Origin of the sequence: Synechococcus sp. MW101C3 (assembly GCF_002252635.1) — a bacterium.
Classification (GTDB): Bacteria; Cyanobacteriota; Cyanobacteriia; order PCC-6307; family Cyanobiaceae; genus MW101C3.
Genome location: NZ_NQKX01000001.1, coordinates 1 through 14,596 on the forward strand (window position 1 = coordinate 1; position 14,596 = coordinate 14,596).

Here is a 14,596-nt window from a genome sequence, read left to right on the forward strand (position 1 = left end):
TGATGATGAATCGAGAGAAGCAAAACACTGAAAGCCACCCGAAAGGGTGGCTTTTTTGTTGGTTGCGTGTTGGCTGGAGGATGGATTGCTGGTGGGGCAGATTCAAGACACATGCTGGGCACCACTATGAATCGCTTGTGAAGGAGCAGGGAGCGCGGTTTTTGCGGCAGCTGTGCACCGCCCGCGGTGGATGCACTGCCCTGCCTGGTGCAAGAGGGGTACTCCCGCTTGTCCTAGGCACGGAGCCTTTCATACCCCTTCTGCTAGCTCATCGTCAGCACCGGCTTGGTGCCTTGGCATCTTGAGCGGCCTGACTCCAGCGGCTCACCTGCTCAGGAGAAAGCCCCCGGTCGCCGTCTCAAAACCCACTGTGAACCTATCTGCAGCGCTCCAGCCATCAAGTTCCTGCTCTGATGCTTGCACCACCTCTACCTGCAACCTCCCTGTCATCCTCAATGTGTAGAGGGTGATCATGTGGATGGCCAGCTAGTCTGCAATCCGGGCCATGCTCTGCTTGAGCGGCGGGCGCATCCGCCTCTTCACATCAGCCCATTGCCCAGCAGAGGCTGTGGCTGGACGGCCTCACTGTAACGACGCATTTCTCTACTCCTTCAGCCCCCGGATGCACGAATGAAAGGGGTGACATCTTCCCTGAAGCCAGGGGGCTTGACTATCTTCGCCGGCAATGATGCCTAGGCTACCGTGACGAATTACCGCCTCCACTACTGCTGGCCCCATTGCCAAAGCAACCAAGAGCAACACAACCAACCAGCGCCCCGGCTCCGACTACGATGAGTGGCAGCAAAATCCAAGCGGCAGAACCACTGCTTGCCCCGGTCACTGCAGTCCCTCCGGGTGCTTCGCTGGCAATGACTGTGAATCTCTTGATTGCATCGGTACAGCGTTCAGACCACGCTGCAGGAAGGTCCACCCGCACGATCTGTGTGGGTTGAATATTCAGGCTTTGCGGAATTGAGAGGGTAAAGCCAGAGATGATTGCTTTAGAAGTGTTGATCCTTGCCAGAATCTCTCCTTCTTCGCTTCGCGCAATGATCTTCTCGTCAGTCAAGGGGCTTAAGCTGGCATTGCATTGCAGGACAAAATCATCTGTCCCCTTCTTCATCTTGACTAGATCATTGCTTGCATCAGACTTGCTGGCAAGATTGGTAGTGGCAAGACGAAGGTCTGGCAGAGCGTGAATGCCGGATCGGTCAATCCGTAAGACCCTAATCCCTCCTTCCGGTATGGCCCTCGCGGGAAGGGTGGATAAGGTGAAGCAGGCTGCCAAAGCGGTCGAAATGTAGCGCATGGCTCATAAGAACTTTTGCACCCGCACGTTAACCTATATGAAGCCTCTTGACTGCGGCTTGGATGACAGGAGCAAGGCTTGCTTGGCATCTGAGCCGGCTTGCCCCCTCTCCAGGCATGCAAACGGGCAAGGCCTGGCTGAGGGTGGTTTAAAATGAAAGCGTCATCTTTCCGTAAAAGCGTGTTCTGCACGGATCGCTTGTGCAAAACCTAGCGATGTATTCGGGACGGTTGCCAAGGAAGTCGGTTGCATAGAGCGACAAGGTAAGTGGAATCTCCTTCATTGGTCTCACTGAAACTCCCGCGCCAAAGCCATAGCCAAACCATTCGGCACCAATGGAAATCCTGCTGTTCAAGTAAAGCTGAATGGAGCCGATTGGCGCCCAGTAGCAATCCCTGCCTTCGGGAAAACGGGGGCTGCTGATGTTGTTGCCGCTCAAGCAGTCGGTGGAGCCAAGACTTCCGCTATTACTGGTGTTGCCATAGCCATAGAAATCTGAGCCGATTCCCACTGTGCCCACGATCCACATTGATTCTGCCGCTTGGCCCAAGGGCACGGCCTGAGAGAGTACGAGATAAAAATTGCGGCCTAAATCAGTGCTGCTATCGAACTGTATAATGTGTTCTCCTCCGAACGCGATGCCGGTGGTTGGGGTGAGATTAAACGCGCTGCGGAATCCAAGGCTCTGCGCCGAGAATTGAGGTGTTCCGTTGCTGCGGCTGCTAAGGCTTTGCACTGCCCATTGGAATCCCAGGCTTGCGCGTTCACCCTTAAAGGGAGTGATTTCAAGATAAGCCACCGCATCGACACAGTCCCTTGAACTCGTTGTCCCCCCTGAAGGCTGGCAGCTCCGCGTGCGGTTCACACCGTCGAGGATGGCGGAAACCGTGAACTCCGGATCCATAGCGAAGCCGTTGGGCACAAAAAGCCCAGCATCTGGAAAGGGGTCCCCATTGACGGTGATCCCTCGGGCCAGACCCCTTACCTGTGTAGCTTGCGGCTTGGGTTCGGGTAGAGCTCCAGGATCCGGTCCCTCCAGTGCCTCTGAGACAGCCTTCTTCTGATCGATCACATCAGCGTCGGGAACTAGCTCCCAAACCAGGGTCTTGCGAAGGATGGCCTCTCCGGGGGGGGCTGGTGCCTGCGTTGGTGCTGCTTCTACAGGCTCCCAGTTCAGCCCAGGACCTGTGTTGGGTGGGGGTGAAGCCTCCAGGCTCCAGGCCCTGGGCTCGGCCCCCGATTCACTGACGCTCAGCACCAGGAGGGTCGGTGCAATCAAAGCTGCCAGTGTGCGAGAGAAAATTCGGAACAGCATCCGCAGACTCTGCCGTAAGGGCAAGAGTAGCGGTTAGTTCAGCTCTTGCTGGCTGCACTGGCGCAGGTCTCTCCACCCAGCCAGAACGTTTGGACAGGATATGCAGACAGCATTTACCATTTTCTTCGTTGACGTTGCCGATACCATTGGCTGCATGGATCCATTCTTTATCACGGAGCCAATGTTCCCGCAGGCCTGCAGGTTGCGCAGTTTTGGCGCCGTGCTGGCTGCGGCGTGTTTGGTGAGCCTTGCTATCCCCTCTGCTCAGGCACAGCTCCCGCTCGGCCAAGTGGAGTCCAGGGGTTCAAAGGTGCAGGGTTCCTTGTTGCAGGAAGATGTCTACATCCTGGGGCCGGGTGATGGCCTGCAGCTTAGGTTTCTTGCCGCCAAGGATCTTTCTGGTTCCCTTGACATCCTCAGCGACGGTACCGCTGCTCTCCCCCTGCTTGGAAACGTGGTGCTTTCGGGACTGACCCTTTCCCAGGCTTCAGAGTGGCTCCAGCTTCTCTACAGAGGGCAGTTGTTGAGGCCTGACCTCCAGCTCAGTCTGGTGCGCCCACGACCGCTGAGGGTCGCGGTAGTCGGTGAGGTGGAACGGCCGGGTCTTTACACCCTCACAACATCGGAAACATCGGCAACCCAGGCTGGGGTTGCGATCTCAGGTGTGTCCACACTCGTGGATGCGGTTCAGAAAGCCGGTGGAGTTACCGGATTGGCCAACCTTCGCCAAGTGACCCTCCAGCGCCGCATTCCCGGCACACCACACCGATTCAAACGGGCCAGGGTTGATCTCCTTGCGCTGGTTCAAGACGGCGATCAGCTCCAGAATCCCGTCCTGTTTGACGGTGACACCATCCGGGTAGAGCGCGCCGTGGAGGAAGTGGCTGAGCTCACAGAGCTGGCTGCCACTACCCTCTCTCCTCGGACCATCACGGTGAATGTGATTGGGGAGGTCAAGGCTCCTGGCCGCATTCAGGTCCCTGCCAGTACGCCGATGATGCAGGCAGTGCTCGCTGCCGGCGGCGTGGCTCCATGGCGTGCAAGAACTTCCAAACTTGATTTAGTACGGATCAACCGCAACGGCACCGCAACGCGCAGGAGCTACGCCTTCGATCTAAACCAAGGAGCATCCACGCTCAGAAACCCACCACTGCGGGAAGGTGACACTGTGATCGTTAACCGCAGCCGTTATGCCATTACTGCAGATGCAGTTGAAGCGGTGAGTCGTCCCTTGACCGGCTTGGTCAATGTGTTGGCGCTGATCCGCATTCTTGACAATAACAATTAGCGGAGATCTTCATGGGTTTGATCTTTGCTTCTGAGTCTATAGACAGTCAGCTTCTTCAGTCTGACATCGTTGATGACTGGCCTATCCGCCAGTACCTTTGGGCTGTTCACTTTTGTCTCCCCAAAGAACACTCCCTCCTTCTCCAGCGGCCCCCCTCAGCATGTCCACTTGCAATCCGGCTCTAGGGCCATGCCAAGCCTCTGGCTCCTCCTCCCTCGGGACTAATCGTTTATGCCTTTCGCGGCGAGCTTCTCAAGCTGCGTGCTTTGTGGAGTGGGACTCCTTCCCTATTGGCACAGAGACAATGTCCTTGCGCTCCACTCTCCACCAGATCACATGAGCACTCTGCTTGGCCTGTGGCTGATTGCTGCCCATACCTGAAGCTATTGATGGACAACCAGGACCTTCATTCGCCGATCTACGTCACCAAGCCTCACCTCCCACCCCTGGAGGATGTGATGAAGCTGTTGGAGGGGGTGTGGGATCGACGCATCCTCAGTAATGGCGGCCCCTTGCATGAGCAGCTTGAACGCGAGCTTGCGCGTCATCTCCAGGTAGAGCATCTCTCCCTGTTTGCGAACGGAACACTTGCTCTGCTGATTGCGCTCAAAGCACTGCGCCTGCAGGGTGAAGTGATCACAACGCCGTTTTCCTTCGTGGCTACGAGTGAGGCCCTGACCTGGAATGGTCTTGAGCCGGTGTTTGCTGATATCCAGCCTGGGACGTTCTGCCTGGACCCTTCCCGCGTGGAGGCCAGCATCACTCCTCGCACAAGCGCTATCCTGGCAGTCCATTGTTATGGCTTTCCCTGTGATGTAGATGCAATCCAGCGCATCGCCGACGACTACAATCTTCGAGTTATCTATGATGCTGCCCACGCCTTTGGAGTGGATTGCCACTGCGGATCACTTCTTCGGCATGGCGATCTCTCTATTCTCAGTTTCCATGCCACCAAGGTTTTTACTACCTTTGAGGGGGCGCGATCGTGAGCCCGGATGCAAAAACAAAGAAGAGAATCGACCGCCTCAAAAACTTCGGATTTGTAGACGAGGTAACTGTAGCGGCGAACGGAATCAATGCCAAGATGAGCGAGCTGCATGCAGCTGTTGGCCTTGCGCAACTTCCTGGGATCGTAGACTCAATCGCAAGACGAGCCGCTGTGGTGCAGGCTTACGCCGCGCTGCTCGCTGATCTTCCCGGGTTGCTATTGCCAGACTTCGGCCAAGTGGGTAAATCTAACTATGCTTACTATCCAGTGATCGTGACCGATCAATCCCTGCTCAATCGGGATCAGCTTTTGGATGTGATGCGCCGACACGGCATTGTTCCCCGCCGTTACTTTCACCCGCTCATCCCTGAATTCCAGTATTACCGCAGCAATCCCAGCGCTGAGCCGTCTCGTTATCCAACAGCGGTGCGGATTGCCAGGCAGGTGCTATGCCTGCCCATCTACCCCGATCTTTCACGGGCGAGCGTGGAGAGGATCAGCGCAGTGATCCGCACAGCACTGCTTGGCGAGCAAACCTGATGGGGCCTTCCCTGCCCAGGTTTGCTTTCCGCCTCTCCACCGCCCTTGGCATGCAAGTAAGCCAGGAACCGGCCTCGCGGCTGATCCGGCGCACGGCGCTGGAGCAGTGGAAGTTGTTGCTGCTTGCCACCGTCAGCACCCTGGGCCGGGCACTGCTGGAGGGGGTGAGCCTCGCCACGGTGTTTCTCGCGGTGGATCTGCTCAGCCAGGGCAGCGCCGGGGCGATGAGCTGGCAGACCAAGCCGCTGATTTCGCGGTTGCCGGCGCTGGTGGCACGGCTGGAAGGCCTGGCGCCCACGCGGCTGTTCGTGGGGTTGATCCTGCTGGCGGTGGCCCTGCAGCTGGCCCAGGCGCTGCTGCAGTTTCTCAACAGCGCGAGCGTGGGCTACCTCGCCGCCCGCTGCAACAGCCGCATCCGGGGGTTGATCCACCGCCGCATCACGGCCCTGAGCTTCGCCTGCGCCAGCGGCTACCGCGTTGGCGACCTCACCGAGCTGGCGGGCACAGCGCCAGAAACGGTGCGCCGCGAGATCGAGGTGAGCAACGCCCTGCTGATCCAGGTGCTGATGGGGCTTACCTATCTGCTGGTGCTGATCAGCCTCTCGCCTTGGTTACTGCTGGCCGCCGGGCTGATCGCACTGGTGGTGCTGCTGCTTCAGAAGCAGTTGCTGCCAAGAATCCGCCGCACGGCCGATCGCCTCACGGCGGCGAGCGTGGCGATCAGCAGCCGGCTCACCGAATCCATCCAGGGGCTGCGGCTGCTGCACAGCCTGGGCTGGCTGGAGGCGGCCGATGCAAGCTTTCAGAGCCAGCTGTGGGAGCAGGAGGCGGCGCAGCGGCGCCAGGCGCTGCTGCTGGCTGTGCTCGATCCGATCAGTGGCCTGCTGCCGCTGCTGGCCATGGCCGCCATCGCCATCGTGAGCGTGGTGGCCTTCGGCACCCGCGCCTCCGGGGTGATGCCCAGCCTGGTGGTGTTCGTGTTGGCACTGCAGCGGCTGAACATGGCCCTGAGCGGCATCGCCAACTCCTACTCGATGCTCAGCACGAATGCGGGAGATCTGCAGCGTCTGAACGGCTTCCTGAGGCCCGAGGACAAGGAGTTCCGGCGGCTGGGCGGCGTGCCGTTTGTTGGGATGCGGGAGGGCATCCGGTTAGAGGGGGTGGGGCTTCGCTACGGCGCCGATCGCCCTTGGGTGCTGCGTGGCATCGATCTGGAGATCCCCCAGGGAAGCGCCGTGGCGCTGGTGGGGGCCAGCGGGGCAGGCAAGAGCTCAATCGCTGATCTGCTGGCAGGCCTGTACGAACCCAGTGAGGGTCGGATCCTGATCGACGGGGTGGGGCTTGGCGTGCTGGATCTGGCCAGCTGGCAGCGGCGGCTGGGGGTGGTGAGCCAGGACACGTTTCTGTTCAACGCCTCCCTGGCGGAGAACATCGGCTACGGCTGCCCGGGGGCAAACCTGGCGGCGGTCGCGGTGGCGGCGGCGCGGGCCCAGGCGGCCGGCTTCATCGAGGCGCTGCCGGATGGCTACGCCACGCTGGTGGGCGAGCGGGGCTACCGGCTGAGCGGCGGCCAGAGGCAGCGCATCTCACTGGCGCGGGCGTTTCTGCGCGATCCGGAGCTGTTGATCCTCGATGAGGCCACCAGCGCCCTTGATTCTGCCAGCGAGCAGCTGGTGCAGGGGGCGATCGAGGCTTTCGAGCGGGAGCACACGGTGCTGGTGATCGCCCATCGGCTGAGCACGATCGTGAATGCCGATCAGATCGTGGTGGTGAATGGTGGAAGGATTGTGGAGCGGGGGCGTCATGGGGAGCTGCTGGACCAGCGAGGGCTCTACTGGGAGCTATGGGAGCGGCAAGCATCGGCTGTGCTGCACCCCCAGGAGATCATCAGCCAGCTCCATTGACATCCCAATAGCGCCGCTGGCTGGGCCTGCGACCCTGATTTTTAGCTCCCTGCCATGCGCTTCTGGCCTCTCGTTCGCGCTCCGCGCGCGCTCTCTCTATGTATCTACTCTCTCTATGTATCTATACGAGCATCAGAGGGGGTGACCGTGCGCAATGGCGGCCTGGTGGCGCCGCTGCAGGGGTGTCGCTGCGCAAGCTGGCCTGGGAGCCCAGGGCGCCCACCAAGGCATCGACCTTGCGGGTGGAGACGGCCGCCGATATACGCCTCGATGATCACGGCGTACAGGGCCTGGTTGACTCGGCGGCAAGGCTCGAGGATCGAGGGCAGGAAGCTGCCAGCCCGCAGTTTGGGAATCAGCAGGTCGAGATCCCCCACTTGGGTGGTGAGGCTGCGGGGCCGGTCGCCGAGCCTTTCACCGGTGCGTTCATGGCGGTCGGCACCGAGCACGACGGCGACCTCCAGCTCGATCAGCTGCTGCAGCCCGTGGCGGGCCAGCTCCGGGATCGCTCACCGGCAGTGCTGCCATCCAGTAGCGGCGCCAAGTCAACTGCGACACGATGGGTCATGGGCATGGTCTGTCTGGTTGAGCTGGTTCTCAAAGCAGGGAAACGGGCCTGCCCACCCCTTGCAACGCCAGCCGTGGAGCCGAATCGCCTGAGGTGCGCGCCTCATCCCGGCTACGCTGGGGTGAGGGTGCCGAGGGAATTACACCACTCCCGGGGACGCCAGCGAACAGGGAGCCGCTGCGCTCCCGGTGACCTCGCATCTCTGGTGGGCAGTTGGCCCATTTCGCAGAGATGGAAGGGTTTTTCAGCAAACTCTTAAATCCTGCCTCGCCAGCTGGCACTCAAAGCATCAGCATTTCATCTTCATCGGGATAGGTTCACAAGTACTCTCATTGATGTATTCTTTCTAAGCAAGGATTCCCGCCCAGGTCTTATGCTCTCAGCGTCACTGCGCAGCGGCAGCATTCATCGGGATAGATGGTCTGTCTTGATGTCGCAATGTCGCCTTGAATTAGCACAGTGAAGTGGGCATTAGTAGAAGGCCACACCTGGCCACAGGAAGGGGATATGGACCAGACAACGTATGGGTTTCGCAACTATCTCTTGCCGACCGGCGACTGTCAGGCCGTAGTCGATCTGGATATAATCAATGCTTGGCATCCTGAGTCTATACCCTATAGCTGTTTTCTTTTCGCAGATGAGCTATGCGAAAGTCGGCTGCCCCTGTACGTCCCTCGGCGGTTTCGAGTTGGCATACTCAAGGAGTCGCCTAACCACATCAAAAAAATCAATACAGCATATCTCCGCAGGCACTTTCCCTTGGTCCTTTCTCATCTAAGGAGTCACATTGAACTTGGCCCTCCTTTCCGCTTGCTTCCATATAGCTCCAACTTTTTGGGAGTTAGACCTTTTTGTCAGACTCCCCGCCTCCCTAGTGTTGGCAGGAAACAGAAGCTTTGTTCATTTGTAGGCAATCTCAATCATGATGTATCTTTTCCGGGATATCGGCTTAGGCGAGATGTCTATCACGTTGTACAAGGTGATTTACGCGTGAGTTGCTACGGTCGAAGTCTCCGCCCTGTTGAGGCCAAAATTGAGGCTCTTGAGCCATTTGCGTTTTCCATCGCCATGGAGAACTCGCGCGAAGACTTTTACTTTACGGAAAAACTGATTGATTGCATTCTGGCTGGAACTATCCCTTTGTATTGGGGATGCCCTTCAATCGCTAAGTTCTTCGACCCATGTGGCATTCTATCATTTTCATGCATTTCTGAGCTTCGCAAGTTAATTGACCAGCTAAGCATAGAAGAGTATCGTAGGCTGCGGCCCTATGTCGAGCTTAATTTTCACAGAGCGCTAAGCGAAAGAGTGGCCGACTTTCATGGCTATCTCCATCGCGCCAGCAAAGACATCCTTTCTCTTGATCTAGCCAATGACGAGTGTACCCATCTGTTGCAATACAGGCCTTCTGACAAGCTCGCCGCTCGCCTGAGAAAGTGGATCTAGTCGCTTCTACAACGTGGCAATGGCCTCAAGCGGGCTGGATCCACAAGGCAGAGATGCTGGCCATTCCGGCCGAGGAGAGTGCTGATCTGGCCGCTCTGGTGCAGCGACCAGCCGTGAGCGTGATCATGTTGGCCTACAACCATGCACCCTGGCTGGAGGAGGCCGTGGAGAGTGTGATGCGCCAGCAGATCGCCGAGCCCTTTGAGCTGCTGATCGGTGAAGACTGCTCCAGCGATCACACCCTCGAGCTGGCCCTCAGTCTGCAGCGGACTTGGCCCGAACATATCCGGGTCATTCACGCCTCCACCAACGTGGGCATCCGCGACAACGTGCTGCGCTTGCTGGTGCGGGCACGGGCCTCAGTGGTCGCCTTCCTTGAGGGCGACGACCACTGGGTGTGCGACACCAAACTTCAGCAGCAACTTGCTCTGCTGAAGGCCGACCCCTCCCTTTCCTGTGTGGCCGGCATCACCCAGAATCGCCCCGTGGCGCTGCCCCCTGGCGGGCGCAGCAGATTCCGGCTGCCGGATCTGCTGCGCCGCTATCCCGTTCATAGCTCGGCACTGATGTTTCGCGCTGAGCTTGCCATTCCTTATCCAAACTTCCCGGAAGGGGCCTTTGATTCGATGCTGCTGGCCCTACTCGCCTCCAAAGGGGATTGCGGCATGATCTTCGAACCCCTCTCCTACTACCGCCGCCATCCCGGCGGCTATTGGACGGGTGCCGAGCGCTGCCAGCGCCTGACCCTGAGCCGGGAGTGCATTGATGCCATCGATGCCTTTTTTTTCGGACGCTTTAGCCGCGAATTGGCCGACCGGGAATTCTGGATTTATGGGATGGACTGGCACCTGCCTGAGCACCAGCCCTGGGCGCATTGGCGCCAGTCGTGGGGAATCCTGTACAACCAGGGATCCAGGCTTCTGGCCCGTTCACCGGGGCGCTTTCTGCTGCTCAGTCTGCGCACGTTGTTGCAGCCCCTCAGCTTTGCGATTGGATGGCTGCGCCGGAGAGCGGCCCTGGGCAGTCGCTTCGGGTTTTTCCTTGGCATCTCCCAGCCGTGAGCGAGGTTCCGCTGCTGCTGTTCGGCGCCGGTGGCCATGCCCATGCGCTGCTTGCCGTGCTGGAGCGGCACGCTGGCTTCACGCCTGTGGGCCTGATTGATTCCTTCCAGACCCCAGGCACGTTGGCCCACGGGATTCCCGTCCTTGGTGGCGAGAGCGATTTGCCTCAGCTGTGCCAATCCCATGGGGTACACCATCTGCTCGTTGCCATCGGAGCCAACCTTCAGCGCCAGGCGATCACGCGTCGTCTGGCCGCCTGCCTGCCGGATGTGATGTTCCCGGCCCTGATTGATCCCACCGCCGTGGTGGCCGCCGATGCCCACCTCGGTGCCGGAGCGGTGGTGATGGCCCAGGCCCATGTGGGCGCGGGCTGTGAGCTGGGTGAGGGAGTGCTGGTGAACACCCGGGCCAGCCTTGATCACGATTCACGCCTGGATGCCTTTGCCAGCCTTGCCCCCGGGGTGATCGCCGGCGGACGCGTGTGGATCGGCGAGCGCAGCGCCATCGGCCTCGGCGCCATGCTCCGCAACGACATCGGAATCGGTGCCGACACGGTGGTGGGGGCAGGCTCTCTGGTGTTGGGGGATCTGGCTGCAGGGGTGATGGCCTACGGAGCGCCCGCCCTGGTGATCCGCAGTCGCCAGCCCGATGAGCCCTATCTCTGAGCCTGGATGCCGATGAGTGAGCTTCTCGTTTCCACAATCATTCCGGTGTTCAACCGCCCTGAGATGGTGCGGGCGGCCGTGGCCTCGGTGCTAGCCCAGACCCACCGGCCCATCGAGATCCTGTTGGTGGATGACGGCTCCACCGACCACACGCCACAGGTGCTGGCCGAGCTGCAGGCGGCCCATCCCGAAGAGATCCGGGTGCTCGGCCAGACCAATGCCGGCGCCGGTGCCGCGCGTGAAACCGGTCGCCTTGCCGCCGGCGGCGCGTTCATCCAGTACCTGGACAGCGACGACCTGCTCCTGCCCAACAAGTTCGCAGACCAGTTGGCGGCCCTTGAGGCCCATCCCGACTGCGCGATCGCCTACGGCACCTCCCGCCACGTGCATGCCGATGGCCGTGTGCTGGAGGATCCCAGCCGCCACACCGCCGAGCAGATCGATTACCTCTTCCCCCTGCTGCTGGTGGAGCGCTGGTGGCACACCCACACGCCGTTGTTTCGCCGCTGGATCAGTGATGCCGCCGGCCCATGGCCTCCCTTTCGCCCGGAAGACTGGGATCTCGAAGCCCGCATGGCTGCTCTGCAGCCCCGGCTGATCCACTGCGGCAGCACCGTCTCGGTGCAGGTGGACCATGAGTCGGCCAACCGGGTCACCCGGGGCTCCGGCGGGGCCGCCCTGCGCGATGCCGCCCACTTCTACCCCCGCCTCTATGGCGCTGCCCTGCTGGCCGGCGTGCCCTTCGATGCCCCCGAATGGCAACGGTTCAGTGACGAGTGTTTCGTGAGGGCGCGGCTGTTGCATCAGGAGGGGGAGGAGGCTCTCGGCGATCGCCTGCTGCAGCTGGCGGCACTCAGCGCTTCCGATAAAGGCCGGTTGATCCGAAGCTACGGGCTGCTCAGCCGGCTGCTCGGTCCGGCACTGGGGTCGCGCCTGGCGCAGTTGCTGCGCACCGGCCGCTGGCCGGTATGAGTCCGCACGCCCCACCCCTTGTGAGCGTGCTGATGCTCACCCATAACCACGCGCCATACCTGCAGAAGGCCATTGCCTCGGTGCAGGCCCAGACCTGGACCCACTGGGAGCTGCTCATCGGTGAAGACGCCTCCACTGACACCACCGCGTTGATCGCCTCCGCCGCTGTCGCCAGCCATCCAGCGCGCATCCAGGTGTTGTCGTCACCCGAGGGAGCGCTCGGCTTTCACCGCAACTTCGCCCGCCTGCTTGCACGGGCGAGCGGCGAATACGTGGCCTTTCTGGAGGGCGACGACTGGTGGCTGGAGCCCACCAAGCTGGAGCGCCAGATGAGCCTGCTCGACGCTGATCCCAGCCTGGCCTTCTGCGGTGCCCGCACCCGGGTGGTGGATGAGCGCCAGGCTCCAACCGCCGCCAGCACACCGCCCGAGATCGGTCCCCCGCCCGGCACGAGCCGCCTGAGCTTTGAGCAACTGATCGATAGCTATGGCTTCCACTTCTCCAGCGTGCTGATGCGGCGTGAGGTGGTGGAACTGCCGAGCTGGATCTTCGAGCAATACTGCCTCGACCGCCCCCTCTATCTGCTAGCAGCCAGCCATGGCGATGCGGCTGTGCTCGATCAGGTGGTGTCGGCGTATCGCCTTCATGACAGCGGCGTGTGGGGTCCCCTCTCGCCACTGCAGAAGGCCCGGCGCAGCCGGGCGCTGTTCCGCTGCTTCCGCCGGTATTTTCCGGTGCGCCACCGCCGCAGGTTCCGCATCGCCCTCAGCCACATCCTCTGGAGTTATCTGGCCGATGCCTTGTGCCAGGGCCAGCGACGTGAAGCACTGGCGATCCTGGCGATGGGGGTTGCAGCGGCTCCGGGGTTGCGGCTGCGGAGGCAGCCCAGGATCACCCTCGGCGCTCTGCGGCGATCGCTGATTCCGCCAGCCGCTCGCCTGCCATGCCGGTGATCTGCCACAGCCATCCCCCGGCAACGGCCGTGGGAAGGTGCTTCGGCCGGCGGAAATCGGCCTCAGCCCGCCACCCCACACTCCTGCCGAGCATTGGCGGCAGCGGCCGCTGCGGCTACTGTTCGTGGGCCGGCTGGAACCGGTGAAGGGGGTGGATGTGCTGCTCAATGCCCTCGCTCTGCTGCGCGATCGGGGCGTGGATGTGCAGCCGCATGAGATCCGTCGTGCCAGCCCCAACCAGGGTGCGGATCTCGACTGCCGGATCCGGGAGCTTGGTGCTCTGGTGCAGCGCCTGGGCCCGATTCCTCGCCGCGACTTGACTAAGCACCACCGCCGCTGCCATCTGGTGGTGGCTGGGGAGACGGGGGGGCTGGCGGATGCCCTGGAGCAACTGGATGCTGATCGCCTCACCGTGGCGCACCTGGCGGAGAAGGCGCGCGCGAGAGGGTTGCAGTTCGGCTGGGAGGCCAATGTGAAGGCGTTGCAGTGGCTGATCACAGCCACTCCGGTGTGATGGCATCGACACCCGTAAGCCAGCCTCGCGTCTCTGTTTTGATTCCCACCTACAACGGTGGCGATTGGCTACTGGATGCGATCCGCTCCAGTGTGGATCGTCAGAGCGTGAGCGTCGAGGTGATCGTGGTGGATGATGCCTCCACGGACGACACATCGGAGCGGGTCGCACGCAGCTTCCCCGAAGTGCAGTTGATCCGACAGCCTTGCAACAGCGGCTCGGGGGCCCGTGGCCGTAACACTGGCTTGGAGCATGCTCGTGGCGACTATGTGAAATTCCTGGATCACGACGATCTGCTGGAGCCGGAAACACTGCCCCTGGAGGTTGCTGCAGCAGACGCTGAATCCGCTGACATGGTGATGTGCCGATGGGGAGATGTGCGCACGGATCCCCAGGGCTCTTTGATCGAAGCCACCAGGCGTGTGTTCATCCCCCCAGCACCGGATCGGCTTGTGGAAGCGATCCTGCTGGACGAAAAAGTGCCCTACACGGCGGGGGTGCTCTATCGCCGAACCTACATCGCAGATCAGCGCTGGGATGCACGCCTTACGATCAACGACGACTTTGACTGGTTCTGCCGCAATGCCCTCAGAGGTGGGCGCATCATCCGCCTGGATCATGTGAGCTATTACTGGCGGCTGCACAGCCAGTCGATCCAGGGGCGCCAGGGTGCGAATCGGATGAGCTTCTTGGAAGCAGTCTATATCAGGAGTCACGTCTACAGCCAGGTGATGGATTCCCTTCTTCTCGCTGGGGGGATGACACCTGAAAGGGGAAGGCTGCTGGTTCGCCAGCTCTATAGCGGCCTACGCTGTTTAGCACGTTTTGATACAGCCGCATGTCAGAAAGTCTTGCAGCGCATCCAGCAGCTTGAGCCCCGCTTCCAGCTCGATGAAACCTGCGAGCCGAATCGCACGATTCGTGCGGTGGTGTCTGTGCTGGGGCTACGCAGATGGCTAGGCGTCTATCGCACTCTAAAAATTCCTCAGGATCGCCTCTGTCCACTCCAGGGGCGAGTGGAGTTCTTTACGAATAGCTGAAGCGAATGGCTCATGTTCAGCAAACTAGGTTTG

13 protein-coding genes and 1 pseudogene are annotated in these 14,596 nt (G+C 60.8%); 10 read left to right on the forward strand and 4 right to left on the reverse strand.

All coding sequences use genetic code 11. From position 1 onward, the window contains the following. Positions 1–324: 324 nt before the first annotated feature. The 3 genes from CJZ80_RS15225 to CJZ80_RS14770 form a co-directional block, all read right to left on the reverse strand. A complete protein-coding gene (locus CJZ80_RS15225) occupies positions 325–474 on the reverse strand; it encodes a hypothetical protein (RefSeq protein WP_158217381.1) in 150 nt (49 codons plus the stop codon). 223 nt (positions 475–697) lie between these two features. Beyond that, on the reverse strand, positions 698–1,309 hold the full coding sequence (locus CJZ80_RS14765; RefSeq protein ID WP_144036849.1) for a hypothetical protein: 612 nt from the start codon (positions 1,307–1,309) through the stop codon (positions 698–700). A gap of 148 nt (positions 1,310–1,457) precedes the next feature. Further along, complete coding sequence (locus CJZ80_RS14770) at positions 1,458–2,624, reverse strand: hypothetical protein (RefSeq protein ID WP_144036850.1); 1,167 nt, start codon at positions 2,622–2,624, stop codon at positions 1,458–1,460. 100 nt (positions 2,625–2,724) lie between these two features. Between CJZ80_RS14770 and CJZ80_RS00005 the strand changes: the two genes are divergently transcribed. From CJZ80_RS00005 to CJZ80_RS00015, 3 genes and pseudogenes are all read left to right on the forward strand, one after another. Continuing rightward, positions 2,725–3,912 carry an SLBB domain-containing protein gene (locus CJZ80_RS00005; protein WP_233132665.1) on the forward strand — a complete coding sequence of 396 codons (1,188 nt, stop codon included), beginning with the start codon at positions 2,725–2,727 and terminating at the stop codon, positions 3,910–3,912. A 458-nt stretch (positions 3,913–4,370) separates the two neighbouring features. After that, positions 4,371–5,440: pseudogene (locus CJZ80_RS00010) on the forward strand (DegT/DnrJ/EryC1/StrS family aminotransferase). Continuing rightward, positions 5,440–7,344 carry an ABC transporter ATP-binding protein gene (locus CJZ80_RS00015; RefSeq protein ID WP_233132666.1) on the forward strand — a complete coding sequence of 635 codons (1,905 nt, stop codon included), beginning with the start codon at positions 5,440–5,442 and terminating at the stop codon, positions 7,342–7,344. The pseudogene CJZ80_RS00010 and the gene CJZ80_RS00015 overlap by 1 nt, the downstream one beginning before the upstream one ends. Before the next feature lie 113 nt (positions 7,345–7,457). On the opposite strand, the gene CJZ80_RS00020 is transcribed toward CJZ80_RS00015, so the two are convergent. Beyond that, entirely contained in the window at positions 7,458–7,793 is a 336-nt protein-coding gene (locus CJZ80_RS00020; protein WP_369802955.1) for a transposase, read from the reverse strand. A gap of 626 nt (positions 7,794–8,419) precedes the next feature. Here CJZ80_RS00020 and CJZ80_RS15840 point away from each other — a divergent pair. Genes CJZ80_RS15840 through CJZ80_RS00055 form a run of 7 tightly spaced genes read left to right on the forward strand, consistent with a single transcriptional unit; the run spans position 8,420 to position 14,563 of the window. Continuing rightward, a complete protein-coding gene (locus CJZ80_RS15840; RefSeq protein WP_094509910.1) occupies positions 8,420–9,358 on the forward strand; it encodes a glycosyltransferase family 10 domain-containing protein in 939 nt (312 codons plus the stop codon). 53 nt (positions 9,359–9,411) lie between these two features. Continuing rightward, positions 9,412–10,419 (forward strand): glycosyltransferase, encoded by a 1,008-nt coding sequence (locus CJZ80_RS00030; RefSeq protein WP_094509916.1) that lies wholly within the window; start codon positions 9,412–9,414, stop codon positions 10,417–10,419. Continuing rightward, a complete protein-coding gene (locus tag CJZ80_RS00035; RefSeq protein ID WP_158217383.1) occupies positions 10,416–11,084 on the forward strand; it encodes a NeuD/PglB/VioB family sugar acetyltransferase in 669 nt (222 codons plus the stop codon). The genes CJZ80_RS00030 and CJZ80_RS00035 overlap by 4 nt, the downstream gene beginning before the upstream one ends. A 12-nt stretch (positions 11,085–11,096) precedes the next feature. Next, positions 11,097–12,056, forward strand: a complete 960-nt coding sequence (locus tag CJZ80_RS00040; protein ID WP_158217384.1) for a glycosyltransferase family A protein — start codon at positions 11,097–11,099, stop codon at positions 12,054–12,056. Continuing rightward, positions 12,053–13,009, forward strand: a complete 957-nt coding sequence (locus CJZ80_RS00045) for a glycosyltransferase (RefSeq protein WP_094509926.1) — start codon at positions 12,053–12,055, stop codon at positions 13,007–13,009. Before CJZ80_RS00040 ends, CJZ80_RS00045 begins: the two co-directional genes overlap by 4 nt. Before the next feature lie 37 nt (positions 13,010–13,046). Then, on the forward strand, positions 13,047–13,523 hold the full coding sequence (locus tag CJZ80_RS00050; protein ID WP_094509931.1) for a glycosyltransferase: 477 nt from the start codon (positions 13,047–13,049) through the stop codon (positions 13,521–13,523). Further along, complete coding sequence (locus CJZ80_RS00055) at positions 13,523–14,563, forward strand: glycosyltransferase family 2 protein (RefSeq protein ID WP_094509935.1); 1,041 nt, start codon at positions 13,523–13,525, stop codon at positions 14,561–14,563. Before CJZ80_RS00050 ends, CJZ80_RS00055 begins: the two co-directional genes overlap by 1 nt. Positions 14,564–14,596 lie beyond the last annotated feature (33 nt).